At 33.5% G+C, this 23,918-nt stretch carries 21 protein-coding genes; 6 read left to right on the forward strand and 15 right to left on the reverse strand.

All coding sequences use genetic code 11. From position 1 onward, the window contains the following. Positions 1–162: 162 nt before the first annotated feature. Positions 163–1,185 (forward strand): alpha/beta hydrolase family protein, encoded by a 1,023-nt coding sequence (locus M0D21_RS15120; protein WP_248330991.1) that lies wholly within the window; start codon positions 163–165, stop codon positions 1,183–1,185. A 128-nt stretch (positions 1,186–1,313) separates the two neighbouring features. Here M0D21_RS15120 and M0D21_RS15125 read toward each other — a convergent pair whose 3' ends face one another. Beyond that, positions 1,314–1,886 carry a type II toxin-antitoxin system RatA family toxin gene (locus M0D21_RS15125; RefSeq protein ID WP_248330993.1) on the reverse strand — a complete coding sequence of 191 codons (573 nt, stop codon included), beginning with the start codon at positions 1,884–1,886 and terminating at the stop codon, positions 1,314–1,316. A 148-nt stretch (positions 1,887–2,034) separates the two neighbouring features. On the opposite strand from M0D21_RS15125, the gene M0D21_RS15130 reads away from it, so the two are divergent. Then, positions 2,035–3,138, forward strand: coding sequence for a helix-turn-helix domain-containing protein (locus tag M0D21_RS15130; RefSeq protein WP_248330995.1), 1,104 nt, complete (start codon positions 2,035–2,037; stop codon positions 3,136–3,138). A gap of 48 nt (positions 3,139–3,186) precedes the next feature. Further along, a complete protein-coding gene (locus M0D21_RS15135) occupies positions 3,187–3,465 on the forward strand; it encodes a hypothetical protein (protein WP_248330997.1) in 279 nt (92 codons plus the stop codon). A gap of 16 nt (positions 3,466–3,481) precedes the next feature. Here the strand turns inward: M0D21_RS15135 and M0D21_RS15140 are convergent, their stop codons facing one another. From M0D21_RS15140 to M0D21_RS15160, 5 genes are all read right to left on the reverse strand, one after another. After that, positions 3,482–4,054: a cysteine hydrolase family protein gene (locus M0D21_RS15140; RefSeq protein ID WP_248330999.1), complete on the reverse strand. Its 573-nt coding sequence runs from the start codon at positions 4,052–4,054 to the stop codon at positions 3,482–3,484. Further along, positions 4,054–4,737, reverse strand: a complete 684-nt coding sequence (locus tag M0D21_RS15145) for a DUF2490 domain-containing protein (RefSeq protein WP_248331001.1) — start codon at positions 4,735–4,737, stop codon at positions 4,054–4,056. Before M0D21_RS15145 ends, M0D21_RS15140 begins: the two co-directional genes overlap by 1 nt. Before the next feature lie 103 nt (positions 4,738–4,840). Further along, complete coding sequence (locus M0D21_RS15150; RefSeq protein WP_248331003.1) at positions 4,841–6,793, reverse strand: S9 family peptidase; 1,953 nt, start codon at positions 6,791–6,793, stop codon at positions 4,841–4,843. A 14-nt stretch (positions 6,794–6,807) separates the two neighbouring features. Then, on the reverse strand, positions 6,808–10,017 hold the full coding sequence (locus M0D21_RS15155; RefSeq protein WP_248331005.1) for a WD40/YVTN/BNR-like repeat-containing protein: 3,210 nt from the start codon (positions 10,015–10,017) through the stop codon (positions 6,808–6,810). 17 nt (positions 10,018–10,034) lie between these two features. Further along, positions 10,035–10,718, reverse strand: a complete 684-nt coding sequence (locus M0D21_RS15160; protein WP_248331007.1) for an MBL fold metallo-hydrolase — start codon at positions 10,716–10,718, stop codon at positions 10,035–10,037. A gap of 196 nt (positions 10,719–10,914) precedes the next feature. On the opposite strand from M0D21_RS15160, the gene M0D21_RS15165 reads away from it, so the two are divergent. Then, positions 10,915–11,148 carry a hypothetical protein gene (locus M0D21_RS15165; RefSeq protein ID WP_248331009.1) on the forward strand — a complete coding sequence of 78 codons (234 nt, stop codon included), beginning with the start codon at positions 10,915–10,917 and terminating at the stop codon, positions 11,146–11,148. A 5-nt stretch (positions 11,149–11,153) separates the two neighbouring features. Here the strand turns inward: M0D21_RS15165 and M0D21_RS15170 are convergent, their stop codons facing one another. Next, positions 11,154–11,510: a hypothetical protein gene (locus tag M0D21_RS15170; RefSeq protein ID WP_248331011.1), complete on the reverse strand. Its 357-nt coding sequence runs from the start codon at positions 11,508–11,510 to the stop codon at positions 11,154–11,156. A 278-nt stretch (positions 11,511–11,788) separates the two neighbouring features. Next, a complete protein-coding gene (locus tag M0D21_RS15175; RefSeq protein WP_248331013.1) occupies positions 11,789–12,931 on the reverse strand; it encodes a serine hydrolase in 1,143 nt (380 codons plus the stop codon). A 246-nt stretch (positions 12,932–13,177) separates the two neighbouring features. Between M0D21_RS15175 and M0D21_RS15180 the strand changes: the two genes are divergently transcribed. Continuing rightward, positions 13,178–14,308 (forward strand): vWA domain-containing protein, encoded by a 1,131-nt coding sequence (locus M0D21_RS15180; protein ID WP_248331015.1) that lies wholly within the window; start codon positions 13,178–13,180, stop codon positions 14,306–14,308. A gap of 43 nt (positions 14,309–14,351) precedes the next feature. Further along, positions 14,352–15,815, forward strand: a complete 1,464-nt coding sequence (locus M0D21_RS15185; protein WP_248331017.1) for a sigma 54-interacting transcriptional regulator — start codon at positions 14,352–14,354, stop codon at positions 15,813–15,815. Between the two features lie 29 nt (positions 15,816–15,844). On the opposite strand, the gene M0D21_RS15190 is transcribed toward M0D21_RS15185, so the two are convergent. The 7 genes from M0D21_RS15190 to M0D21_RS15220 form a co-directional block, all read right to left on the reverse strand. After that, positions 15,845–16,666 (reverse strand): DUF1853 family protein, encoded by an 822-nt coding sequence (locus M0D21_RS15190; RefSeq protein WP_248331019.1) that lies wholly within the window; start codon positions 16,664–16,666, stop codon positions 15,845–15,847. A 12-nt stretch (positions 16,667–16,678) separates the two neighbouring features. Beyond that, positions 16,679–18,748 (reverse strand): hybrid sensor histidine kinase/response regulator, encoded by a 2,070-nt coding sequence (locus tag M0D21_RS15195; RefSeq protein WP_248331021.1) that lies wholly within the window; start codon positions 18,746–18,748, stop codon positions 16,679–16,681. A 153-nt stretch (positions 18,749–18,901) separates the two neighbouring features. Continuing rightward, positions 18,902–20,953, reverse strand: coding sequence for a hybrid sensor histidine kinase/response regulator (locus tag M0D21_RS15200; RefSeq protein ID WP_248331024.1), 2,052 nt, complete (start codon positions 20,951–20,953; stop codon positions 18,902–18,904). A gap of 106 nt (positions 20,954–21,059) precedes the next feature. After that, positions 21,060–22,070: a pirin family protein gene (locus tag M0D21_RS15205; RefSeq protein WP_248331026.1), complete on the reverse strand. Its 1,011-nt coding sequence runs from the start codon at positions 22,068–22,070 to the stop codon at positions 21,060–21,062. A 73-nt stretch (positions 22,071–22,143) separates the two neighbouring features. After that, the gene (locus M0D21_RS15210) at positions 22,144–22,830 is read right to left on the reverse strand and encodes a DUF2490 domain-containing protein (protein ID WP_248331028.1); all 687 of its coding nucleotides are present in this window, start codon (positions 22,828–22,830) and stop codon (positions 22,144–22,146) included. A gap of 20 nt (positions 22,831–22,850) precedes the next feature. Further along, complete coding sequence (locus M0D21_RS15215; protein WP_248331030.1) at positions 22,851–23,438, reverse strand: hypothetical protein; 588 nt, start codon at positions 23,436–23,438, stop codon at positions 22,851–22,853. A 4-nt stretch (positions 23,439–23,442) separates the two neighbouring features. Next, complete coding sequence (locus M0D21_RS15220; RefSeq protein ID WP_248331032.1) at positions 23,443–23,907, reverse strand: DUF3291 domain-containing protein; 465 nt, start codon at positions 23,905–23,907, stop codon at positions 23,443–23,445. Positions 23,908–23,918: the final 11 nt, after the last annotated feature.

Here is a 23,918-nt window from a genome sequence, read left to right on the forward strand (position 1 = left end):
TTAGTAATGTCGAATTTTTTTGGTCGAAAATACAGAACAGGGGTATTAAAAATATGTTAAAGAAATATGATAAGATTGTTTACATATTTATGATAAGTTTTTTTGATATTTATATTTTAATCCTTGTAAATAAGTAACTTATGGTTGTAAAGAACAACTTTTTTGGGGCCTAGAATTAAAATAGCAGTATTTATTTGTGGTGCTTTATTACTTGCTTTTATTTTGTATTCTCGAAGCGATTATTGTAAGTGTAAAGCTCGAATTAACTATGATCAGATTCATATTAATGATGATATTGATCTTGATACCCTATATAAGCCTGCAGATAGCATCGAAATCAACAGAATTTATAGATATTGGGATAATTTTTCCATCAAGAGTGATGATTATGTAATTGTAAATAAAAGTGCGTATTATCAGGGTAGAATGTTACTCATCGTTCGACATCAGATAAACGAACAAAAACATTATGGTGCGATCTTGTTTCCGGAAGACTTTGATGAAACAAAATCATATCCTCTGCTACTTTGGGCCAACGGTCTTGATCAATCAAATCCATCAGTAGATATTAGAAATTTGGGTTCGATATATATGCGAATGAAGAGTTATTTTATTGTCATTCCCTCTTTTAGAGGTCAGTCTCTTGTTGCCAATGGACACCGATATTGTTCTGATGGCTTTTTTGGAGATGCTTTTGATGGTGCTACCGATGATGCGTTACGATTGCTCGAAGTAGCTAAAACCGAATGCAAAGGCGTTGATTTAGAAAGAGTAGTGGTAGGAGGAGTAAGTCGTGGAGGAACAGTTGCACTACTTATGGGAATAAGAAACCCCAACATTAATGCAGTGATATCCATAGCTGGGCCTACAAATTTCTTTTCTAAAGAAATGTACTATAGATTCCCGAAGCAATATAAATATCAGTTTTTAAGTAAGAAGCTTCCTCTCTCGTCTATAAGAGAGAAGATGATTAAAAGTTCTCCTATACATTTTGTAGAACGATATCAGAATCATATGTTGTTAATTCATGGAAAAAACGATAAGATAGTTCCCGTTTCTCATGCCTATGATGTAATTGATAAACTTAAGAATAAAAAGAGCTTTCAGTATCATATCGTTAATGAAGGTCATACAGTGCACTATGAAACCGAGAATATTCTTTCCTGGCTAAAAAAGTATAATTAAAAACAGGTTGATAAAACAAACTTATGTGACACATTAATATCGTGATCACATAAGTTTGGCTTTCATTAATCGCATATGATTTATGAATAATGATGTGTGTGATATCAACTTAATTGTTGTAACTCATTTCATAAGGATGAAGTAGATTGGTTTGAATTTTCGGCAAGTTTTTGCCAGTTATCTAATAAAAACTCGGTGTCTTTTTCTGCTTGTTTTGTACCCATAGAAAGGAAATAACCACTTAGGAAAGGATTTGTGAATTCATAAGTGAAATCTAAGATTAACCTTGTCTGAAAAGGGCTTACAGTCTCAACTTTCCAAGAGCCAGATAGAGATTTTAACGGAAAAGGATAGTCGTTACGCTCTGTATTTACTTTAAATTGAAACTCTTTACCAGGGTTCCATAAGGTACAGGTTTCTTCCCAGCTCGATCCATCTGGAGCGCTACACACTCTTTTCATTCCTAAACCTTGCCCTTTGACTATTTCTACATGATCAATATTGGGAGCTGTTACTTCATGATAGTTACCTACGTCTGAGATTATATCCCAAACTTGCGCTTTTGGAGCATAAATTATACGTTGAGCAGTAAAGTGTTGTTCACCTTTTGCTTTTGGGTATTGAATAAATCCATAGGTCAATAAAAGCACAATATCTACTACTAAGAAAAGTGCGAGTCCTTTTAAAATTTTGCGTATCATAATTATTCGTTTTTATGAATATAAAAGTACTCCCTAAATTGAAGCAATATCTCATGAATAGGGACCTCTCAATTAATTGAAACTCTTTTTTGTGTGATTACTTGGCCGTGGGTTTTCTCATTTAATTAAGGAGTACTATTTTTAAAGTATGAACAGTATTGAGTCTTTTGCTTTTGTAATTACCTTTTTGTTAGGAGGTGTGATTTTGATAGGGTGCTTTATCATTTTGGTAGTGCTAAAAAGTACTTCGTTACAAGTTTCTAGATATTTTCTAGCCATGGCACTCTTGGGGTTAATTCAGCATTTGTTTACGTATCTGCTGTTTACTACTCAATTAATAAAGCAATGGCCTCATCTTTTCGGTATTGGGTTTCCGTTACTATATTTGGTAGGACCATGTTTTTATCTGTTTGTAAAAGGGTATGGAGTATCTTCATTTCAGCTTAAACGCAAAGACTACTTTCATTTTTTACCGTTTTTGTTGATGTTTATTCTTTTTTTGCCCAGATATTTTCAAAATACCGCTCAAAAACAAGAAATTATAGCCTATTATTATGATATTTTGCCTAATGGTCCAGTTGCATTTTTAGATTGGTTGCAAGCAAGTTTGCATCTGGTAGTGCTATTTGCATATGCGGTATTTGCATTTATGTATATTTATAAAAGAGATAAAAAGAATAGTATATTATTAAAACGGTTTAGTATGCTATTGGCAGCTTTAGCATTTTCTGAAATTGTATTGCAAACCGGTTTTTTGCTAACAGGGGCATCTGCAATTACTACAGAAATTGTTTTGGCGGGACTCATGTCTATAACCGTTTTATTATTGGGATATTGGATTGTAGATATCAAACAAATATTGCCTGTACTGGATGCGAAAAAATATAAAACTTCACCTTTGTCTTTACAAGAGTCTGCTAGCATCGAAAACCAGATAAAAGCTTTTTTTGCTGAAGAGGGACAATATTTAAATCCTAATCTTAAAATTGCAGATCTGGCTAAGACTATTCAGGTGCCATCTCATCATATCTCACAGGTGCTTAATGAAAATATGAACTCTAGTTTTTATGAAATTGTAAATAAGCATCGTATTGAAAAAGCTAAGGAAATGTTGAGATCTGGAGCGTTAGAAAAAATATCTGTACAAGCAATAGGTGAAGAATGTGGGTACACCAGTAAGACAAGTTTTTACCGTGCTTTTAAAAAAATAACCCAAATGACTCCTACACAGTATATAGAAAAAATATCTTAATGGTTTTAATGTAAACTGTATATTTGCTTGATTTTAAAACTACTAACTATGGCATTTGGATTTGGACCTGGAAGAGAAATGATGAAATCTGTACAATCTAACAGAAAACAATTAGGAAAAAGCAGATCTCTTAAAGAAAACCATGAGCGGTTTAAAGATGTTCTTGATACTGACAAACCCGAATTCAAGAAAGTTTCTGAAGAAGAATTAGACAAATTCAAAGAAGAGTTTAGAAGAAAGAAACAAAAAGAAGATCAACAAAACAAACTGATTTTAGGAATAACCTTTCTTATTGTTTTTGTGATCTTCTATATCGTTCTTTTTTGACGAACTTATTTTAAGTTCAATCTAAAATCATATGTTTCATCTTCTCTGTGGAGACTATTTCTGCAAATTCATCTTTCAAACTTGCAATTGCCGTATCATGAATTAGCTGTGCGCTATAGTGTTCACCATTTGCACCCGTTTTATTAAAAGTAGCTACCGCATCCTCTACCAAATAGGTCTTAAACCCAAAATTGCCAGCCATTCTAGTAGTTGTAGATACGCAATGATCTGTGGTTAATCCAACAATGACCAATATATCTATATCCTGTGCTTCTAGTTGCGATTTAAGATCGGTACCTATAAATGCACTATTCACTTCTTTTTCTACAATGGGCTCACCGCTTCGTGGAGTATTAAAATCCATAAAATCATTACCCGTATTACCTTTTCGTAAAGGAGACTCAGCAGTTGTAGAACAATGTTTGATATGAAAAACAGGTAATTCTTGTGCCCTCCATAAGGTAAGAAGCGTTTCCATTTGTTTTTCGGCATCAAGGTTATTGCGTTCTCCTCCCCAATATGCGATATCTTCAAATCCCTTTTGTATATCTACAAGTAGAAGAGCGGGTCGTTTTTCTTTAAAACTCATTACTGTTGTTCTTTTTTTCTAAAGTCGGTATTAAAGAATACTCCTAACTGTAATCGGTCAAAATTAATTCCGGTAAAATGGTTTTTTAGATACCCGAATTGTATGCTTAGGTTGTTTTTTACATTGTATCCAACAGCACCATACAAACGATTTTGCCCAAAAATAGGTTCCTGCAAGTTGATAAAAACTTCGTCATATACATTTAAAAACCATTTTTCGTTAAGCGGGTAGGTGAGTTGTAATCTGTATCGTGCGCGATGTTCTGTGAAATCATCGGCTTGAGTGCTTATAAATCGTTGTTCTAAACGATAACGATGCTCAAATTTGAACTTACCTACTTTGTTTTTAAGAATAAACTGCTGAAAAATACGATGTTCATTACTATTTTCTTCACCAGGAATATCTTCAAAGGTACCATCGGTATTTATATACCCATATCCTAGAGTGGCAATAGCATTATCATTGATATGATAATTTAAACCGGTACGTAATAATAGTTGATTAAAGGTAGACCCAACCTCATAAAAACGAAACTGTGCTTCAGAGTGAATACTTAATTTATCGGTTACTTGATTGGTTCCAAAATACATATACCAAGCTCCCCACTCGTCTTCGCCTGTTTCTTGGGCAGAGCTAGCTAGAACTGTAAATACTAAAGCGAAAAATAAAAAGTAGTGTTTCAATGTTGTGCGTTTTAAGGAGTGTATCGTCATAGTTTGTGTGTAAAATTAAGAGCGGGCATAACGGGGTTATACTCGCTCTTTAAATATCAAAAATAAAATATTTTTAAGATTCCTTTTCTATTTCGGTAGATTTTGTTGCACCGTCATTTATAACTTCAGAATCTTTACCTTTTAAATAAGTGTCTAAAAACTTTAAGACTCTTCCGTAGGCTTCTATTTGATTTTCTTTCTTAACAAAACCATGTCCTTCATCTTCAAACAAAACATACTCTACCGGAATTCCATTTTTTCTCACACCTTCAACAATCTCATCAGACTCTACTTTTAATACTCTTGGGTCTTGCGCACCCTGAAGTACTATAAGAGGTTTCTTAACTTTTTCTGTATGGAATAATGGAGATATTTTTCTAAGCCTTACAGAGTCTGCAGTATTTGGATCTCCCATTTCGGTGTATAAAGCATCTTTAAAAGACTCCCACCATGGCGGAATACTTTTTAAGGTTCTTAACCAGTTTGTAACTCCAAAAATATTTACACCAACTTCAAAATCATCAGGCGCATAAGTTAATGCTGCCATGGTCATATACCCTCCATAAGATCCTCCTATAATTCCAATTTTAGTAGGATCAATAATTTCTTGTGTTTTTAACCAATCTTTTCCTGCAATACAATCTTTCAAATCTTTATCTCCATGGTTTTGATCATCCATTTTATAAAATGTTTTACCATAACCACTACTACCGCGATTATTTACTGCCAGTATCGCATAACCATGATTTACTAAATATTGAATAGTTGAGCTAAAACCTTGTCTTGATTGACCTCCCGGTCCACCATGTACCCATACCAACGCAGGAACTTTATTGTCTGCTGTGGCTTGTTTTGGCTTATAGTAAATAGCCGGTATTTCTAATCCGTCGAAAGACTTGTAACGCACAACTTCTGCAGATACAAGATGTTCTGCATCGATGTCTTTATTGAGAACATCTGTTAACTGGTTGTACTTTTTAGTACTTAAGTCGTATGAGTAAGAATTAACTGGGGTATTAGACCCACCAACACGCAATAATGCCATAGATTCATCTCGTGAGAAACTTGCACTATTAATTTGTTGATTGTTAATTTGTGGAAATTCTACAGGATTACCGGTAGCCACATCATGAACTGCCATAATGGTTTTAGCATCTTCATTGGTAAACATTACTTGATACTTTCCATTTCTAGTAAAATAGAAACTACTAATATCCCATTTTTTCTCTACTACTTTTTCTTTACTACCATCTTCCAGATTGTACTTCATTAGGTAACTAAATTCTGAACTATCATCGGTAGTATAATAAAATACTTTATCGTCTGGAGAGAAATCTTGAGGAGAATTACCACTTATGCTATCATTCACCTTAATTTTTTCATTCGTTTTTGTATTTAGTAAATACAAGTCATTGTCATTGGTATTTATGGGTTTGGTTAAGGCAATATAATTACGGTCAGCAGACATTCCACCAAAACCCATTCCGTCTTCATTTTTGTAGATCATTTTGGACTCAAAATTGGTGATATCCATTTCATAATGATCCATAAACTTCGGGTCTCTTTCATTGCTTCCATAAAAGAAACTTTTCCCATCTTTTGCCCATCCTCTAAATAGCGCTCTTACATTTTTTTCAGGAGTTAGTATTTTTATTCCTGAATCATCTTTCACAAATAATTTAAAGATTTCATCTCCATTTCCGTCCATTCTAAAAAGAATGCGATCATCTTCGGGGAAATAAGATATTCCAAATACCGACGAACTATCTGAAGCAGTTACTGGTGTAAATTCACCACCTCCAACAGGTACCGTATACATGTTGTAAATTCCGGACCTATTGCTGGTCATGAGAACTTTAGATTTGTCGGCCGAAAATCCATTGGAGAATGCATTTTCATTATCCATAAATTGTTCAATAGAATATTGTTCAATTTTGATAGGTTGTTGCGCGACATCTTCTTTCTTTTCTTCTTTACAGGAGAACAAAAGAAGCGCGCATAAACTAAGCACAATTAATTTATTCATAATTTACATTTTAGTTATTCCATGTTAAATTGTTCGGTTTCTTTGAATGGAGAAATATCAAGTTTTTCGATAGCTTCTCTATAAGGTTTCCATTCTTTGTTAAAAAACGTATTTGTCTTTTCTAAAGCTGCTTTTAATGCATCTTTAGCTTGCTTCATTAAGGTATTCTCAGTTGAGGTAAGTCCATTTTGTCTAGAACCTACATAAAAACCTGCATTGCCCAAACGTTGCATTACTGTTACCTCTGGATTTCTGGTAATTCCTTGTCGCTTGTCTTCTTTGCCTATGTAATAAGCAATAACACTATCGATCTTTTTAGAAACTTCTTTAGATAGTTTAATTTGATCTTTGTATTTCTTTTTATCCAGTTTTTGTAGCTCTTTTTGAAATTTAGCAGCAATATCTTTACTTTCTACAAGCTGTTTTACAGCGTCTGAAGCCGTTTTTCGCATTTTCTCCAGGTCTTTACCAGCAGCATAGGTTTCTTCTATATTTTTTTGAGAAACTTTTAATCTAGGGTCTGATTGCACTTGCACTGTGGTTTCAGATTTTTGATCTCCATATTCAATCATTAACTTGTACGTACCCGGTTTTACTTGTACACCACCTGGTTCTCTTTTTTGCTTTTGGATTTTTCTAGAAGGATTCGCAACTCCTTTTTCATCCATAAACCATCGCATTTTGTAAAGACCAGTAGAATCTGGTGTCTTTTGCTTTAAGGTACGAATCAAACGATCACCATCATATACCTTTAGGTAGATAGAATCCCACTTTACCTTAGTCTCTTCATTTTCATCATTAGGCTCTGCCTTTTCTTCTTTATCTTTTGGAGTTTCTTCTTCTTTAGCCTTTTTGTCAACTTTCAGATAATAAGAAATTAGCGCTCCATAATCTCTGTTTTCTCCCTGGTAGAGTGCATCACCACCAAATCTAGTGCCCGTAGGCTGTTGGTAAGCAGCTTGATATGCTACCGGAGGATCAAAAACATGTAATTTCTTACTTAAGATACCTTTGTTTTTTGCAAGAGCTCGTAAAGGTCGAATATCGTCTAACACCCACGCTGCTCTACCAAAAGTGCCAATAACCAAATCATGCTCTCGGGGTTGAATTACCAAATCCTTTACAGAAACGGTTGGGAACCCCTCAGTCCATTTTGTCCATTTCACACCAGCATCTAGTGAGATGTACAATCCATCATCTGTACCCAAAAACAATAAGTTTTTCTCGATAGGATCTTCAACAATGCTTAATGCATAGCTGGTGACATCGTTTTGGTCTACAATTCGATTCCAGGTTTTACCATAATCTGTGGTTCTAAAAGCATAGGGTGTATAATTGTATCGTCTATAATCATTGGCAACCAGTAAAGCTTCACCCTTTTGTTTGTTTGAAGCTTTGATCTGTACTATCCAACTTCCTTTAGGTAATCCTTTTATATTTTTAGAAACATCGGTCCAGCTACTACCTCCATTTTGAGTGATATGTACTCTTCCGTCGTCGGTTCCTGCCCATAGCATATTTTGTTCTAGGGGAGAAGGTTCTATCACAAGGATAGTACAGTGATTTTCGGCACCGGTAGCATCCATTGTTAAGCCACCACTCTCTGATTGCTTTTGTTTTTCTGGGTCGTTGGTGGTTAAATCATCAGAAATGACCTCCCAAGTAAGACCTTTGTCTGTACTTTTATGTACAAACTGGCTTCCAAAGTAGATAGTACTGTTGTTAAAAGGATCTATATTAATTCCAGAGTTCCAGTTAAAACGGAGTTTTACTTTTGGATCGGGATGAATCGGTCTTACGATATAATTGTTTCCAGTTTTCCAATCGTATCGTACTACAAATCCCTGCTGACTCATAGACCACCCATATTGCGAATCATCTTTATCGGGTACCACATCAAAACCATCTCCAAATGAGATTTCTTGCCAATATGAGTTTCTAATTCCCTGCGATTTCCAAACATAAGCCGGACCTCTCCAACTTCCGTTATCCTGCATTCCTCCATATACATTATATGGGAATTCATTATCTACATTAATATGGTAGAATTGTGCTACAGGAAGGTTGCCAATAAAGCGCCATGATTTTCCGCCATCTCGGGTAATATTTAATCCACCATCGTTTCCGTCGATCATAAAACTACCATCTGTAGGATGAATCCACCACGCATGGTGATCAGGGTGTACGCCATTATCTACACCGTATGCAGGCATTAATTGAGTAAAGTTTTTACCTCCGTCTTCAGAAACATTTACATAAGTAAAAACAGAATATACGCGGTTTTCATTTTGGGGATCCACAAAAATATCAGAATAATAAAAAGGTCGGTTACCAATGTCGTTTTTATCATTAACTTTTTTCCAATTAAATCCTCCATCTTCAGATTTGTATAATGCATTTTTCTTGGCTTCAACCAGGGCATAGATGATATCTGGTTTGTTAGGAGCAATGGCTAGACCAATACGACCAAGATCTCCCTTGGGAAGACCGTCTTTATCGGTTTTTTGTTTCCAGGTTTTTCCACCGTCATGGGTAATGTAGAGTCCAGATCCTTTTCCTCCTGATTTAAAAAACCAAGGGTCACGTTTGTGTTCCCAAAGTGCTGCAATTAATTTGTTAGGGTTTTTAGGGTCCATAACAAGGTCTGCAGCTCCGGTTTTAGTATTGGTAAATAAAATTTTCTTCCAGGTTTCACCACCGTCGGTAGTTTTAAAAACTCCTCTTTCTGGGTGCTCACCCCAAGGAGAACCAATAGCAGCAACGTATACAGTATTAGGATCTGTAGGATCTATAATAACTCGATGAATATGACGAGTTTTTTCAAGTCCCATAAGTTTCCAGTTCTTTCCGCCGTCTAACGAACGATAAATACCATATCCTCCGTTAAGACTATTTCTTGGGTTGCCTTCTCCGGTTCCCACCCAGATTACAGAAGGATTAGATTGTTGTATGGCGACAGCACCTATAGATCCTGTTGCTTCGTTATCAAAAATGGGTTCCCATTTGATACCTCCCGATGTAGATTTCCACAGCCCACCAGATGCTGTTCCGGCATAAATGATATCGGGGTTCTCATGTACCACATCTATAGAGGTAACCCGACCACTCATACCTCCCGGACCTATATTTCTAGGAGTGACATCTTTTATGAGGTCCATAGAGAATTCTTGGGCCGATACTATAGAGATCGAATAAATGAGAAGAAGAAAGAGCAATTTTTTCATTTTGTAAATAGAGTTAATTATAGTTGTATTTGTTGTTCGAGTGCTGTAAGAAAATATATGTTAGGGTGTTTTCTTTTTAATTCTTGTAAATCATTTTGAGATATTCTTGGCGAAATGTGTGTTGCAATGCAATATTTTGGGTTGATATGTTTTTTGAGTAATTCGGTAGCATCTTTTCGCAGCAACATCCAATAGGGTACTATGGCAATATCTATAGATTCTTTTGTTAGATGTAATCGTGGAAACAAATTAATTTCTTCTAACCAATCTGTATCTCCCACATGTAGAATTTTTGTGTTATCAAAATCAATAAGGTATCCTACGTTTTCAATAGTACGATGTCTTTTTCCGGCATGATCAATTTTTACACCGGTTATTTTAATCGATTCAAAACTATGAGGTTGTTTTTGATAATTCTTGGTAGTAATCGTATATACTCTTTCTTTAAACTCCTGGAAGTTTTGTGTAATCTGGTTAGCTCCAAAAATCAAAGCTTTTGTATTCGATTTTAAATAATTTTTAGAAAGTTTTTCGCTAAAATGATCTCCATGTTTGTGTGTAAATAAAATTGCGTTAGGGCGATACGTCGAAGAAATTTTAGTAACAATTTCAGGAGTAGGAAATAAATAATCTGGCCCATATTCTTCATGTAATCCATCAATAAGCACAGAAGATTCTCCATCGGTAATATAGACCCCCATATTTCCAGTATGTATAACTTTGATGTTATGTTGAGGGATACCTACGGTACAATAAAAAAAAGTAATAAAAAAAAGAACAGTTTTATACACTTTTTGATCGATTGAATTATTGGGCTCTAAGTTAATAAATTGAAAATGCTATTATCTTAAAGGGGTGTTAAGGTGAAAGCTGTACATTTGATATAAAATATGAATTATGAAATTTATAGAGCTTACTTTAAAAAGTCATATCATCGTTCATGGGTTCGATGCTAGAAATACAGAAATTGAAGAAGAAGTACAGGTAGAAAAGGCAGCAAAGAAACTAGTGGCGGTAGAAAGAATTCTATCGGTTAGTGAAAAATACATTTTGATACAATATGCCTACGATAGAGTGATCTATTGGGAATATGAAGAAAGTTATGATGAAGTAAAAGCGTTACTATCTTAATATTCTTAAGGAGACATTATCTTTTTATTGTATTTGTTTCGTGCAGAAATAAGTTTAAAATCTTTGTCTACTTTTATAATAATAACCATTCCTGTATGTAGGTTTACCATTTTCCATCGAAAACCATAGGAAGTTTCAAAAATTGAAGATCTAGCTGTTTGTCTAAGATCTATTTGATCAATATTTTCAACAATTTCATTGGCGAGTAAATCTATACCTCTTTGTTTTACTTCTTCGGGAGAAAGCTTTCTATCCCGAGGGTTTTGGTTTTGGTATTCCGTTTCAAAATGTATCTCATAAGGTATAGAGGGATACATAAAAAAAGATGAAAAGAAAATTAAATAAAGTACGCGTTTTTTCATATGCTAAAAAAAATTGAATCGCATACTATGATCTACATACTATGCAACTACATCGGGTTTGTGTTTGCGTTCATAATTGTATTTGGATAGTGCTCTAACAAAAATCTAATAAAGGGGTACTATAAATTTAAAGCTTAATTGGCCTTTTTATTGTATTGTTTTGTTAAAAAAAATGCAATTTTTCTTAAAATTCATTGTTTTGCAACATTTTAAGGCTGATTTTTTATTAGTAAACTAAAAATTGATTGTAAATAACTACAAGGATATTTCGATAAGAATTACTTTTTTCTATGTTTTTCCTGCTCATATAATTGTCTTCCAAGCTCTGCTAAAAAAGGAATTCCAATCTCATCGTATTCATAGTTATTATCATTGTAGATCCTGTTTTGGTTAACGTGAATGGTAGCAGTGAGGATGAATTCTATATCATTTTGGATATCTTTTATGTAAGCACAATCAGTTAGATATCCATAGGCATAGCCCACTTTATTATATATTTTGAAATGACTAGGAATCTTTTCTTTTTGATCTCCAAACATGAAAAATTTACCGTAGCTGTCGTAGTATTTTTCTTGATCATAACCAGCTTCATAAGGGAGTATATTCATTGTTTTTATGATAAACTGATGATCTTTATCTTGGAGATTGAAACGTTCTGAAAATTCAAAATTCTCTGGGAAATGTAGCCGTTTCATCATTTCATGTAACGATGTAATGGGGAGGTAGTTTTTTTCTGAAAAATCTTTAGGTTTCTGTAGTAACGTATCTCTGTAAATATACCCGTCACCTTTTAATACCTTTTTTAGATTTAATTTTGGGAGTATTTTGTTTTTTATGCCCTCTTGCCTATAAAGTACTGTGGAATCTTGTGGCTCACTTTTAAAAATCAAAGATTGTGTTTGAGGATTATGAGAATGAAAAGCTGATAACCGATGGGATATGCTTCCTGTAATTTTTTTAGATTTCAATTTTTTATTGATGTAATCTTGCCCTAAAAACTCGAACAAGCGGTTATAAGCCCCATTATCGCTAACTGCAAAAATTTTGGTAATTTCTTTAGCTATCGTTGAATAGAGTGTATCATTCTGGGTAATGAAAAATGTTTCTTTATCGATTGGTGTTCCTCGATCTTTTAGTTCTTTTAATTTTTCTAGTGCTAATATTGCAATGGGAAACTTCACGGTACTGGCTGGGTAGAAATAAATGCTATCATTAACCAGGTACTCATAATTTGTAAAACTAGGAAGATTATTTTTATCTCTATCGATTTGGGTAAACAATACTTGTACTTCAAAACCTTCAGGATCAGACATTACCTTTTTTATGATCTTTTTATCTGAAGATAAAGCATTCTGCAAAGGGGACTTCTTTGAACAAGCTATAGTAGCTAATAATAGAGTAATAATGAAAATATACCTCATGTGTAAAAATGTTTTGTGAAGTTTTTCATAAGGTAAGAATAAGATGTAAAAGTTAAAAATGACTTCTCAGACCTATAAGATAATCGTATGGGGTTTTAAGGAGATATCGTTTCGTATTGTGATTTATACTAGTAAATTTTTGGAACGACTGCTTCCTTATAAAAATTCTCCAAAACAAATGTTAATTCTATATGCTTCGATAACCAAGGTGTTCTAATCTTCTGTAAAATGTACTAACTTTATCTTATGGAAGAGAAAAGAAAACTATTTAAAAAAGGTTTCACCTTTAAAAAGTATGAAGCTCCTGAGCAGTCTCCATTTGAAAAGCTTTTTGATATTTTTCAAGAGATAATTACTCATACCTCCGGGGATCTTGATGAAGCGCTTGATTGGATGAAAGAGTTGGATAAAGAGTACCAATTAACAGATGAAGATTATACGCTTGATGATTTTGTTGAAGACCTAAAAAAGAAAGGATATATAAAAGAAGAAATTAAACCAGATGGTAATGGTAAGTTATCAATTACGGCAAAAACAGAACAGGCTATTCGTAAAAGGGCGTTGGAGCAGATTTTTGGAAAATTGAAAAGAAGTGGAGCAGGAAATCATAGAACAAACTATACCGGAAGAGGAGATGAGCATGCTGGAGAATTTCGAAATTATCAATATGGAGATGCTCTCGATAGAATTTCGATGACCGAAAGTCTTAAAAATGCTCAGATCAATCACGGTATAGGAGATCTGAATCTTACCGAAGATGATCTAATTGTAGAAGAAACTCAATTTAAGGCGCAAATGAGTACTGTACTAATGATCGATATAAGTCACAGTATGATTTTATATGGAGAGGACAGAATTACTCCTGCCAAAAAAGTAGCTATGGCACTTGCAGAACTTATTACCACAAGATATCCAAAAGATACCTTAGATATATTGGTTTTTGGCAATGATGCCTGGCCCATTGCTATAAAAGATTTACCATATCTGCAGGTAGGACCATATCATACCAATACCGTTGCAGGACTGCAATTGGCAATGGATATGCTAAGGAGAAAGCGTAATACCAACAAACAAATTTTTATGATTACCGACGGGAAACCTAGTTGCCTAATTTTGCCAGATGGTCAGTATTATAAAAATAGTAATGGTTTAGATCGTCATATTGTAAATAAATGTTACATGATGGCGCAACAGGCCAGAAAACTTCATATTCCGGTTACCACCTTTATGATTGCTCAAGATCCATATCTTATGCAATTTGTGAGAGAGTTTACCCATGCCAATCAAGGCAAAGCTTTTTACACAGGGTTAAAGGGATTAGGAGAAATGATTTTTGAAGATTACGAAACCAACCGAAAAAAGAGAATAAAAGGATAACCCAATTTTTTGTTCAAAATTATTGTTTACAGAAAAAAAATTTATGAAAATAGAGAATATAAAAACACTTGGTCAATTAAAAGAATCTGGTTTTAAGAGTAAATCTATTAAAGATGAACTTAGAGATAATCTAAGAACCAAAATTAGTAAAGGAGAAGATACATTTACAGGAATTCACGGATACGAAAATACAGTAATACCTGAGCTAGAAAGAGCGATACTTTCAAGACATAATATTAACCTTTTAGGTTTGAGAGGACAGGCAAAAACAAGATTAGCCAGGCAGATGGTTAATTTACTTGATGAGTGGATTCCTGTAGTAGAAGGTTCAGAAATCAATGACGATCCCTACAATCCGTTATCAAGATATGCCCTTAATTTAATTGAGGAAAAAGGAGATGATACTCCTATCGCTTGGGTGCATCGATCTGCTCGATTTGCCGAAAAATTGGCTACTCCCGATGTTACTGTTGCAGATATCATTGGAGATGTAGATCCTATTAAAGCAGCAAACTTAAAATTGAGTTATGCAGATGACCGGGTAATTCACTTCGGGATGATACCTAGAGCCAATAGAAGTATTTTTGTGATCAATGAATTACCAGATTTACAAGCTCGTATTCAGGTAGCGCTATTTAATATTTTACAAGAAGGGGATATTCAAATTCGAGGTTTTAATCTTCGATTACCGTTGGATATTCAATTCGTGTTTACAGCAAACCCCGAGGATTATACAAATCGTGGAAGTATTGTAACTCCTCTAAAAGATAGAATTGGGTCTCAAATTCTAACACATTACCCAGAGAGTGTAGAAATAGCAAAAACTATTACTCAACAAGAAGCAAAACTAGATACAAGACAAAGTGATTTGGTATATGTTCCTGAGATGGCAAAAGATCTTTTAGAGCAATTAAGTTTTCAAGCTCGTGAAAGCGAATATATAGATCACAAAAGTGGAGTAAGTGCCCGAATGAGTATTACTGCTTTTGAAAATCTGTTGAGCACAGCAGAACATAGAGCACTTCGTTCGGGAGATAAAGAAACTCTGTTACGATTGAGTGACTTTATTGGAGTAATTCCATCAATTACCGGTAAAGTAGAACTTGTATACGAAGGGGAGCAGGAAGGAGCCGCTTCTGTAGCTCAAACATTAATCACAGACGCTATTAAGACTTTGTTTCCAGAGTATTTTCCGAAAATTGAAAGACTAGAAAAAGAAGATTATAAAAGCCCATATCAAGAATTAGTGAATTGGTTCTTTGAAGAAAGTGCGTTTGAATTGTTAGATGATGTATCGGAAAAAGAATACAAAGCAAAATTAGATGGAATACCACCACTTAATGAATTGATAAAAGAATATCAATCTGATCTCAACGAAAATGATCAATACTTTATGAAAGAATTTTTGTTATGGGGATTAGTTGAATTTAAAAAACTAAGTAAATATAGATTATCTGAAGGTTTTAGATTCAAAGACCTTTATGGAAGTTATATCAGCGATTTATAAATGGTGATTTGGATTTGATATCTAGACGTTTACCACCATACTATAAAAAGTCGTTCAAAAGAATTTTCTCCACTTTTTATCCAAAGAAGTGGAGATTTTTTTTGAGCAATACTATGAGTTAATTCTGCTTCTATTTTATCAAAACTATGCCAAACAATATTGTGTCTTGGATGTGTTACCCAATCTTGTTTTTTGGGAATAAAAAATAGGTTGTTCTTATTTTGTTGTTGTTTAATATCTTCGAAATGTAACCAATACCCTTTAATACATTCAGGATTTACATATGAGAAATTATGATGTTTCATATGTAAAGGCACATAAAGGTGTCCTAGAAAACAAACTTTTTGTTCGATCTCGGTTTGTTTTAGATTGAGATCCCGTAAGACCTGATTGGTTTCCTCTCTATGGAGTAAAGGGAGTTGTTTGTTTTTAAGTTTTTCAATCTTATAAATAAAACTATCTTTTCGATTTGGCCCTATCCATCTATCATATTCTTCCGGAAGTTTAGGATCGTAAACATAAAATTTATAGACCAGTTCGATATGAATATCTTTGTTAATCTTTGTGTCCCTAAGCAAAAAATCTAGCTCTCCAAGAGTAACTTTGTTCTTAAATATTTGAATATTTTTAGCGATTAAAGTATATCGATCACTTGTATCTATATAATATTCAAAAAGACGTTCAATGCGTTTTCCAAGTACTTCATTTTTTGGGATTTCAATTGCTAACTCATTCGGTATTGTTAAATGTTTGCTAGGTAATTTAGTAAATTGGGACAATCCAAATAGTGAATCCTCAAGCCAAATAGGTGAACTTTCTAAGAAACCTTCGTATTGTTCTTTAAGTGACATGATGAATAGCTTTTATTTCGAAAAGATCGCAAAGTACTTATTAATGATGGGTTTTAAAATTTTGCGATCTACAGGTTTAGCAACAAAATCATCGCAGCCTGCTTCTAAAGCTCTTTGAACGTCTTCTTCTGTAGAGTATGCCGTTTGCGCAATAATGGGGAGTTTAGGCCGTATTTTTTTTATTTTCTTCGTTGCTGTATAACCATCCATTACCGGCATTCTTATATCCATAAGAATGAGATCAATATTTTCATTGTTTTCACAAATATCTACCGCCTTTTTACCGTTTTCTGCTCTATGAATTACAAATTTGTAACCTTTCATTTTTTGCAAAATGGTTTTAAGAAACAGAAAATTAACATCACCGTCTTCAACAATTAGAATAACTTGTTTTATAGGTATATTTTCGGAAGGAAGATGTTCAATTTCAGGCTTATTTGCTTTATTAGGGTCAAAAATTGGAAGGTAAGGGACGGATACTGTAAAAGTAGACCCTTTGGTGGGAATTGAAGTAAAAGTAATTTTACCTTTAATTAATTCGGCATTTTTTTGTGCTATCGAAAGCCCAAGCCCAAGCCCATCGTAACTTTTCGTAACATCTTTTTCAGATTGCGAAAAATTTCTAAATATAATTTCCTGATCTTCAGATTTGATCCCAATCCCGGTATCTTGAATGGAAATGATCAAATTATCTTTTTCGATATAACTTGAGATTTCAACGATTCCCTTTTTTGTAAACTTAATTGCGTTATCTATTAAGTTAGAAAGTATTTTATTGATTTTTGCTCTGTCCATGAGTATAGTTCCCTGTTCATCGGTGAGCTTATTATCTAAATGAATTGCTATATTTTTACTGATAGCTTTGCTTTGAAATTCGGTAAAAAGAATTTGTAATACGCTATTAAAATTGGTCTCTTCTAGTTGTAGTTCTACTTGATTGGTTTGTAGCCTTGATATCTCAATGATATCATCAATTATCGTAATTAGCTGGTTACTGCTGTCAATAATAATTTTCGAATATTCTTTTTGTTTTTCTGATGTAATTTCAGGATCATTTAGAAGTTCAGAAAAGCCAATGATACCGTTCATTGGCGTACGTACTTCATGCGATATATTGTGAATAAAAGCTGTTTTTAATTTGTTGCTTTCCTCAGCACGTTCTTTGGCAATATGCAGCTCTTCGGTCTTTTTACCAATTAAATATTTAAGATATTTATTTAACAAAAGAACGACTACCGAGAAGAGTAAAATTACCAGAGAAAGCATAATCCAAAAATTAGCTTTCTTGTAAAAGGGAACAATTTCGAGATACAACCAATTATCAAAAATTAGGTTTTTATCCTTTTCGTCAATATCGTTTTGAATTTTTTCAATGATTCCGTTAAGTAAGGAATTGTTATTTTGTACCGCAAGGCTAGGCATGTAAACATATCCAGTTTCACCAACAATTTCTAAATTGTTTAAGTTTTCAGTTTTTATTATAAAATTGGCAACCGCTTTGGGACCAATATATGCATCATATTTTCCGTCATTGAGTTTTACAAGGCAACTTTTATCATCGATTTCAGTAGCTACTGGTAATCCTTTTTCATTTTCTTTGAGTATTTCATGAATACCATAATCTTTGGGTACTGTAATTGTTTTATTGTAGTAATCTTTTAGATTGACACCTGAATTATTGTCCTTACGGGTTACAATTACAAAGTTTGACTTAAAAAGTTGAGCATAAAAATTAAGATAAGCATCTCTTTCTAAGGTTTCTTGTATCTCAAGAACAATATCGACCTTGTTGTTTTTTGTGTCATCTAATAACTGTTCCCAGTTAGAGTAGAGTTTTCGTTCAAATTTATGACCAGCTTTTTGCTCAATAAGATCCAGATAATCAATTAGGATTCCATCTATTTTTTCGTTCTCATTAATGAATTGATAAGGAGCGTAATAAGGAAAGAGAGCAACCGTAACATTGTTGTTTTGCAACCAACTGTGTTCTTCTTCTGTTAGGGTTGAAGAAGGGCGAGAACAGGAAAAATATACGATCAGTACAAGCACCAATAGTATAGGAAAAAGTAGCTTTTTCAGCATAATTTTTAGATTAAATAATTCTCCCAAACTTCTTTAATCTTTCTCTTAAAGATACTATTTAATAGTTACACTTTCAAAAAAAGGAGTATTCTTATTGAAAAAATATTTGGGTAACCAATTGATTTAAAGGTAGTTTTTTTGATTATTGCAGGGTTAATCTTCTTTTTTTAGGTATTTGTTTAAGACAGTTTTCAATATTTTTGGGTCTACGGGTTTAGATATAAAGTCATCACATCCAGCAGAAAGAGCTTTTTGAATGTCTTCTTTAGTAGAATATGCGGTTTGAGCTACTACGGGAATTTCGGGTCTAAGTTGTTTAATAATCTGTGTAGCTTCATAACCGTTCATTTCTGGCATTTTAATATCCATTAGTACAAGATCAATATGAACATTTTTTTCGCAAAATATAACCGCCTCTTTTCCATTATGAGCTCTATGAATATTAAAGTTATAGTCTTCTATCTTTGTTAGAATAGTTTTTAGGAATAGAAAATTTACTTCACCGTCTTCAGCAATTAAAATGGTGTAATGATCTGTACCATTTTTTTCATTTAAGTCATTTTCAATTTTTCTGCCTTTCTCGAGTAAAGGTATATATGGAATAACGAGTCTAAAAGTTGTGCCTTGATTTTTAATAGAAGAAAACAATAATTCACCGTTCATGAGTTCGGTGTTTTTCTTTGCTATTGCTAATCCAAGACCTAGACCACCATACTTTTTAGAAATTTGAGGTTCAGACTTATCAAGGTTTTCAAAAAGACTCTGTTTGCCTGTGCCATTCATACCCATTCCAGAATCTCTAACCGAAATGATTAATGAAGAATTTTGAGTTGACCCTGAAATTAAAATTGCGCCTCGTTGTGTGAATTTAATTGAATTCTCAATGAGACATTCTATGGTTTTAGTAAGTTTACCTTTGTCGATATTCGCAATGCGATCACGAGGCGGAATATTGTTATTAGATATTAATTGAATTCCTTTTTCATTCGCCTTTTTTTCAAAAGATAATGTGACGGTATCAAATACATGAATAAGATCAGTTTTTTCTGAGTTAAGTGTTACCTGATTGGTTTGTAGTTTAGATATCTCTAGAATATTGTCCATATTTTTAATAAGTTGCTGACAACTATGAACTACATTGGCTACATATTTTCTTTTTTCTGGTAATGAGGTCTTGGGTTCTCTTAAAAGCCTTGAAAAACCAACAATTCCATTAACTGGGCTACGAATTTCATGAGAAACATTGTGTAAAAATGCCGTTTTGAGAGCGTTATCTTTTTCTGCACTTTCTTTGGCTAATCTTAATTCTTTGGTCCTTTTTTTTACGATGAAGCCCAAGTAAAAATTTACGATAACTAAGATGATCAATAGCGAAAAGATAGATGCAACGACGGGTACTAAGAAGTCAATTCTTTTGTATAAAGGAAGATTCTCTCGGTAAAGCCAATTTTCAAGGATGTTTTGGTTTTGTTTATCAGAAATATTAGCTACAGCTTTAGAAAAGATATGATTGAGTATAGGGTTATCTTTCCTTATAGCTATACCTGGTTTGTACATTAATTCTGTCTCAAAATTGATTTTCAGACTGTTTAAGTTTTTGTTTTTGATGAGGTAATTAACCACTGGTTTCGGGCCAATATAGGCATCATACTTTCCCGAGTTTAATAATTGCAAACACTGTAAATCATCTCCTTTTTCTACAACTTTAATATCTGGGTATTTTCGCAAAAGATTTTCAGAAATTGCATACTCTTTGGGTACAACAATTTCCATATTACTAAAATCCTTTAGGGAATCATGAATTTCAGATTTTTTTCTAGTAACCAAAACATGTTTTGATTTGAACAACTCAGAATAAAAGTTTAGATATTGTTTCCTGTCTTTAGTTTTTTGTATTTCAACAATAATGTCTATTTTTTTGTCTTCTATATCTGCTATTACTTCTGGCCATTTCGAATAGTATTTCCGGTTAAACTTAAAATTGAGTTCTTCTTCAATAGCATCAAGGTATTCTACAAAAATCCCATTTATCCTATTGTCTTCACCAACGAATACATAGGGAGGATAATACGGGAATAAGGCAATGGTAATTTCGTTTTCTTGTAGCCAGTTTATTTCAGTAAGAGTTAATCCCTTTTTTTCAGCGCAGGAATTGAGTTGCAATGAAAAAACGATTAGGGGTAATAAAAGAAGTAATTTTCTCATTAAATTGTAAAAAAAGATACCTTCTTAAATTGGGGGGAATAGGCGGTTATAGTTTATCTGCTTTTAAAGATAAAGAATTAAATTGAACCGTTAAAAGTCGATTTTTTTATTTTTTTATTTCTGTACCATCAGGAAATAGAGCAAATCTACCTTTTGAAGGCGCATGTACATGATCGTTAGTAGGCCAAGGCCAGCCTCCAAATTGGTTTTTTTGATATTCTTCTATGGCTTCTATAATTTCTTTTTGGCTATTCATTACAAAAGGGCCATGTTTTACTACAGGTTCGTTAATTGGTCTTCCTTGGAGGTATAAAAAATGTGCCTCGGTATTTCCGTTAGTTAATGTGAACTCTTCATTAGAATTAAGAATCATTTTGTGATTTACAGGTATAGTATGGCCTTCACTTGTTATCTGACTTCCTTTGAAAAAGAATAAAGATCTATTTATTCCTGAAGAGCTCTTCGGAAAAGAGAACGTTGCATTTGGTTCCATTTTTATAGTCCAAATCATTACTTCATTGTTTGGGTCAGCGGCCCATGAATTTGGAGCTGGAGTAGGGGAGGTATATCCCAAATAGTTTCCAGCAATTACATGTATTTCAATTTTATTTTCAGATTTATCCTGAGTTATAACTTGAGGTATTTCTTCACTCCACAACATTTTGAAATGGGGCTCAACCATTTTTTTATCTTTTGGCAGATTTAGCCATATCTGAAATAATAGGAAAGGGTTTTCCTTGTCTGAATGTAATAAGGGGAACATTTCAGAATGCATTACCCCTTTTCCGGCGGTCATCCATTGTACATCTCCATGTCCAAACCTACCGGCCGCTCCCAAAGAATCAGAATGATCTACCAATCCTTTTTGAACCACGGTTACCGTTTCAAAACCACGATGGGGGTGTGCGGGGAATCCAGGTACTTTGGTTCCATGATACATTCTCCAACCATCTTTTAAAACAAAATCTTGACCAAGACTACGTCCGGTTAATGAAGCGTTAGGGCCCAATACCTTATTTCCTTTGGGGTATTGATCTTCATGATAAGCACAAAATAAAAAAGGGTCACTTGTTTCCCAAGGAAAGCCTAGAGGTTTAATCTTTAAGATAGCAGACATTGTTTTTTGTTTGATAAGGTATGCAATTATGATGAAATATTGATACTGTCTGTGAAATAGGTGTTTTGGTTTTCTACTTTCGCCAATCTAAGGAGTAATACCAATTAAAACTTAACCAAAGATCATTTTCTGAAGTAGCATTTATAAAATTACCAACCCTGTAATCTACACCCATTTCTATTTTATTTTTGTTGTCAATTTCATATCCAACAAAAGGAATGACCCTAATTTCAAGATCAGATTCATTACTTTGTAAACTTCCCAGATATTCATTGCCTATTTTTAGATATAATTCTCCAGGATCTATTTTTTGTCCTGAGAGTGCTTTTTCCATGGTAATTCTATATCTCAATCTAAATTTAGGGGAAGTTGAGTTATTAAACGTTTGGTCGGTAACAAATCTGTGCCCTAGTCTGAGGGATTGTACAGCATGTATGATGTTAAATTGTTGAATTGTACGATGAGAAATGTCATTTTCTTCTATACGCAATAAATATCCTCCATTTAAAGAAAGATTGGAACCTATTTTATGAGACAATAGGGTTGAGAAATCTGTAAGTACATATTCATAATCAATGGAGTTTTCTTTTGTGTTATCGATGATTAACTGTCGGGATTCTATACCATTTACCCATTTAAGATGATCCCCTAACTTAATCGATACTCTGATCTTGGGTAACAGACCAGACGAAAAAGAGGATTGAGCCCAGGTGCCTTGAGAAATTACGATTAGAACTATCAATGAAATTAATATTCTCATAGAAAATGATACCAATGGTCTTAGAATTCTAAATTGTCAGTATTTCTGGGTAGAATCTCTAATACTTTTACTATAACACCTTCTTGATCAAGCAAAACTTCATAGTTAGCATATGTTTTGTTCTTTTTACCTTTTAGAACGATCTCATAATTTTGAGTGTATACTTCATTAGTGTATTGATTATTTATTAAGGAAATAAGAGTTTGCCTTGATGAAGCTTTCCACTGAATTTGAGTTTTAGAAATTTTGAAATTAGAAAATTCTTTTTTCAAAGAAGTACTAATCTTTTCTTGAAGCAATGAGGCTAAATCAGAAAATTTGATAGTTCTTTCTACATCAATAAGATTACCCAATGTATCAAATTCAATACTATGTCTAACTTTATTGAATAATGTTTTGGCCTCTATAGTTTTTCCTTCGTGGCTTTCTTCCTGATACCATTTTATTTTTGAATCGATAAAAGAATCTGAAACGAAATTTAAGGCTTTTGTCGGTGCATCTTTTTCGTGTATTCGATATTCCTTTTCAAATTTTGTTTGTGCCGTTATGGAAGCAGTTGTAAGTATATAGAGTATAAATATCGATATCAAGGCATTTGACTGTGTCATAATTCTAAAGTTGGATTTTATAAGCCTTTAAATCATCCAAAGTAAACTTACTTTTAAAAGTAAAAGCGTATGGTGTCTCTCCATGTTTTCTGATGTATTCTAACCGCATTTTGGCTTCTTTTGGCGATGGAATATGACCTTTTTCAACGTACCAAAACGCCATATGCATTTGTTTCATATTATGAAACCACTCCTTTTTTCGTTTTAAAATTTCTACGTGGGAGGTGTTATACGTAAAATCAAATAACGTATCCATATTTTCCCATACCGACATATTTATGATCAAAAAATCATACTCAAACACGCGTATGGCGGTAGCATTTCCTTCTTCTCCCTTTAGTCTCCATACAAAACCTTTACTAGATTCGGCCAAAGCATTAATACGATCCAGATTGTTTACAAAATCTGCCATAACCGGATCGTTAACAGGGGCTATCATTTCTGCAATATTTACTTGTGCTAAGTTCATATGTAATGGTT

The sequence above is a fragment of the Aquimarina acroporae genome (assembly GCF_023195925.1).
Classification (GTDB): Bacteria; Bacteroidota; Bacteroidia; order Flavobacteriales; family Flavobacteriaceae; genus Aquimarina; species Aquimarina acroporae.

Bases quoted from the DNA above. Each gene is read 5' to 3' on its own strand.
- M0D21_RS15125 (WP_248330993.1), bottom strand. From the start codon at position 1,886: ATGATACGCAAAATTTTAAAAGGACTCGCACTTTTCTTAGTAGTAGAT.
- M0D21_RS15130 (WP_248330995.1), top strand. From the start codon at position 2,035: ATGAACAGTATTGAGTCTTTTGCTTTTGTAATTACCTTTTTGTTAGGA.
- M0D21_RS15135 (WP_248330997.1), top strand. From the start codon at position 3,187: ATGGCATTTGGATTTGGACCTGGAAGAGAAATGATGAAATCTGTACAA.
- M0D21_RS15140 (WP_248330999.1), bottom strand. From the start codon at position 4,054: ATGAGTTTTAAAGAAAAACGACCCGCTCTTCTACTTGTAGATATACAA.
- M0D21_RS15150 (WP_248331003.1), bottom strand. From the start codon at position 6,793: ATGAATAAATTAATTGTGCTTAGTTTATGCGCGCTTCTTTTGTTCTCC.
- M0D21_RS15155 (WP_248331005.1), bottom strand. From the start codon at position 10,017: ATGAAAAAATTGCTCTTTCTTCTTCTCATTTATTCGATCTCTATAGTA.
- M0D21_RS15160 (WP_248331007.1), bottom strand. From the start codon at position 10,718: ATGGGGGTCTATATTACCGATGGAGAATCTTCTGTGCTTATTGATGGA.
- M0D21_RS15165 (WP_248331009.1), top strand. From the start codon at position 10,915: ATGAAATTTATAGAGCTTACTTTAAAAAGTCATATCATCGTTCATGGG.
- M0D21_RS15170 (WP_248331011.1), bottom strand. From the start codon at position 11,510: ATGAAAAAACGCGTACTTTATTTAATTTTCTTTTCATCTTTTTTTATG.
- M0D21_RS15175 (WP_248331013.1), bottom strand. From the start codon at position 12,931: ATGAGGTATATTTTCATTATTACTCTATTATTAGCTACTATAGCTTGT.
- M0D21_RS15180 (WP_248331015.1), top strand. From the start codon at position 13,178: ATGGAAGAGAAAAGAAAACTATTTAAAAAAGGTTTCACCTTTAAAAAG.
- M0D21_RS15185 (WP_248331017.1), top strand. From the start codon at position 14,352: ATGAAAATAGAGAATATAAAAACACTTGGTCAATTAAAAGAATCTGGT.
- M0D21_RS15190 (WP_248331019.1), bottom strand. From the start codon at position 16,666: ATGTCACTTAAAGAACAATACGAAGGTTTCTTAGAAAGTTCACCTATT.
- M0D21_RS15195 (WP_248331021.1), bottom strand. From the start codon at position 18,748: ATGCTGAAAAAGCTACTTTTTCCTATACTATTGGTGCTTGTACTGATC.
- M0D21_RS15200 (WP_248331024.1), bottom strand. From the start codon at position 20,953: ATGAGAAAATTACTTCTTTTATTACCCCTAATCGTTTTTTCATTGCAA.
- M0D21_RS15205 (WP_248331026.1), bottom strand. From the start codon at position 22,070: ATGTCTGCTATCTTAAAGATTAAACCTCTAGGCTTTCCTTGGGAAACA.
- M0D21_RS15210 (WP_248331028.1), bottom strand. From the start codon at position 22,830: ATGAGAATATTAATTTCATTGATAGTTCTAATCGTAATTTCTCAAGGC.
- M0D21_RS15215 (WP_248331030.1), bottom strand. From the start codon at position 23,438: ATGACACAGTCAAATGCCTTGATATCGATATTTATACTCTATATACTT.
- M0D21_RS15220 (WP_248331032.1), bottom strand. From the start codon at position 23,907: ATGAACTTAGCACAAGTAAATATTGCAGAAATGATAGCCCCTGTTAAC.